General features: G+C 70.6%; 2 protein-coding genes. One reads left to right on the top strand and one right to left on the bottom strand.

All coding sequences use genetic code 11. The features are described from left to right. Window positions 1–172 precede the first annotated feature (172 nt). Window positions 173–1,195 (bottom strand): UDP-glucose 4-epimerase GalE, encoded by a 1,023-nt coding sequence (gene galE / locus P4R38_RS14515; RefSeq protein WP_275236815.1) that lies wholly within the window; start codon window positions 1,193–1,195, stop codon window positions 173–175. Between the two features lie 118 nt (window positions 1,196–1,313). Between galE and P4R38_RS14520 the strand changes: the two genes are divergently transcribed. Beyond that, the gene (locus P4R38_RS14520) at window positions 1,314–1,943 is read left to right on the top strand and encodes a DivIVA domain-containing protein (protein ID WP_275236816.1); all 630 of its coding nucleotides are present in this window, start codon (window positions 1,314–1,316) and stop codon (window positions 1,941–1,943) included. The last annotated feature ends 192 nt before the right edge of the window (window positions 1,944–2,135 follow it).

Here is a 2,135-nt window from a genome sequence, read left to right on the forward strand (position 1 = left end):
CACTTCGTTCGCCCTACTCGACCGGCGAACTCCGCTGGTTGAGCCGGGCCGGAGCGCTAGCGGTGGCCCGTGTCGAAACCCGGTGAGTCGTAGGGAGGCTCAGCGTCCGCGGCTGCGGTGGTTTCGACACGGGCTCGCCTAGCGGCTCGCCCGGCTCAACCGGCGGGTGGGCTCAGGCGTCGGGGTAGCCCTGGGGGTTCTGGGACTGCCAGCGCCAGGTGTCGGCGCACATGTCGTCGATGGACCGCGTCGCCTTCCAACCCATCTCCGACTCTGCGCGGGAGGAGTCCGCCCAGTAGGCGGGGAGGTCTCCCGGACGGCGGCCGACGATCTCGTACGGCAGGTCGTGGCCGATCGCCCGCTCGAACGCGTGCACCAGCTGCAGGACGGACGTCCCGTGACCGGTGCCGAGGTTGAACGCCCGGACCGGGTCCGACATCGTCTCCAGGTGCTCCACCGCGGCGACGTGGCCCTCCGCGAGGTCGAGCACGTGGATGTAGTCGCGCTCGCACGTACCGTCGGCGGTCGGGTAGTCGCCGCCGAAGATGCTCAGCCTGTCCCGACGACCGACCGCCACCTGGGCGATGAACGGCATCAGGTTGTTCGGGGTGCCCTGCGGGTCCTCGCCGATCTCGCCGGAGGGATGCGCGCCGACCGGGTTGAAGTAGCGGAGCAAGCCCACCTTCAGCCCCTCGGTCGCGGCGGCGACATCGGTCAGCACCCGCTCCTGCATGACCTTCGTCCAGCCGTACGGCGAGGAGGACGCGAGCGCCTCGTACGTCTCCTGGTACGGCACGGGCGCGCTGTCGCCGTACACCGTCGCCGAGGAGGAGAAGACGAGGCGGTGGACGCCGTGCCGGGCCATCGCGCGAGCGAGGGAGAACGTCGAGCCGAGGTTGTTGGCGTAGTAGTCCAGCGGCTTGGCGACGCTCTCGCCCACGGCCTTGAACCCGGCGAAGTGGATGACCGCGTCGATCTGCTCGTGCGCGAAGAGGTGCTCGGTCTTGTCGACGTCCGTCAGGTCGAAGGAGTGCAGCGGGATCGACTGCCCCGACAGCGACTCCAGCCGCGCGAGCACCGTCGGCTTGCTGTTGGCGAAGTCGTCGACGACGAGCACGTCGTGCCCCGCGTCGATCAGGGACAGGACCGTGTGGGAGCCGATGTAGCCGGCTCCGCCGGAGACGAGGACGCGCATGATCCCCACCCTAGGTGAGCCGTGCCGACGGGTCCTCCGGCTGCGGGAAGCCGAATCGTGATACCAGATTCAGCGACACCGTTCGGACTTGGGGCCTGTCGATGTCATCCTTTGTCTCGTGCAATGGACACAGGAGCACATCGCCCGCGTGGAGGGCGCTCAGTTCGCCGAGCGGCGAGGCGGCTACCACGTGCTCGACGTCGACACCTACCTCGACCACGTCGCCGCCTGCATGCGCGCGGGCCAGCAGATCCCCGACCCGACGACGCTCGTCTTCCCGACCAGCCCGTTCCGTCCTGGGTACGACCACGGCAAGGTGGACGCCCTGCTCTTCGTCCTCAAGGAGTGGCGCGACGGCTACACCGGTCGCGAGCCGGTGGAGCGGGAGCGGCCCGAGGACTCCGCGCCGGAGTACCCCTGGTCGCAGGAGCAGCAGGACTGGGTACGGGAGGCCGCGTTCCCGCGTGCTCGCGGCAGCCGGACCGGCTACCTGGAGACCGACGTCGACGACTTCCTCGACGAGGTCCTGGTCGCGATGGGTCACGGGCAGGAGCTGCCGGACGTCCAGAGCGCCCGTTTCGGGCGGTCGACGCGGTTCCGTGCGGGGTACGACGCGGAGGCCGTCGACCTGTTCCTGGACCAGCTGGAGGGGGCGCGCCCCGGCGGCACGCCCGCGACGCAGGACGTCACCGCTCGGCGGATCGCTGCGTCCCGAGCGCCGCGCGACATCGACCGCCAGGCCGAGTAGTCCGCGCCCCGCTGGTTGAGCCGGCGAGCCGCGCCCACCGCTGGTTGAGCCGGCGAGCCGCGCCCACCGCTGGTTGAGCCGGCGAGCCGCTGGGCGAGCCGAGTCGAAACCTGGTGCCGTACGGGGAGGGTCTCCCTCGCGGTCACCGGGTTTCGACTCGGCCCTCCGCTAGCGCTCCGGGCCGGCTCAACC

Source organism: Luteipulveratus flavus (genome assembly GCF_029439465.1).
In the GTDB taxonomy this organism is placed as follows: Bacteria; Actinomycetota; Actinomycetes; order Actinomycetales; family Dermatophilaceae; genus Luteipulveratus; species Luteipulveratus flavus.